The 392-nt window shown below is 68.1% G+C and carries 1 protein-coding gene; it reads right to left on the bottom strand.

Annotated elements, in window-relative coordinates:
• On the bottom strand, positions 1-392 hold a 392-nt coding region (locus tag EN885_RS33345; protein ID WP_206616893.1), incomplete at both ends, for a chloride channel protein.

Here is a 392-nt window from a genome sequence, read left to right on the forward strand (position 1 = left end):
ATCGGCGCCTGCACCACCCCGGCGAAATAGCCGGCCATGCCGAGCAGTGCCGCAGCCCCCGTGCTGGCGCCGAAGAGGAGGCCGAGCGAACTGCCGATGCCGGCGCCGACCGCCAGCGAGGGCGCGAAGATGCCGCCCGGAATGCCCGAGATCATCGACAGCAGTCCCGCCAGGAACTTTTCGGCAAAGAAGAACCATGGCAGCGGCGTGCCTTCGACGGCGCCCCGTGCCTGCACGTAACCGGTGCCGAAGGTCAGCCCGCCCGAGGCGATGCCGATCACTGCAACCAGCAGCCCGCAGACGGCCGCGACCAGCAAAGCGCGCTGCAAAGTCTGCCCAGTGTTCCAGCGCCGGATCCGGCGTGTCACATTCAACGCCAGCAGCGAAAACAG

This window comes from Mesorhizobium sp. M6A.T.Cr.TU.014.01.1.1 (assembly GCF_004022765.1).
Classification (GTDB): domain Bacteria; phylum Pseudomonadota; class Alphaproteobacteria; order Rhizobiales; family Rhizobiaceae; genus Mesorhizobium; species Mesorhizobium mediterraneum.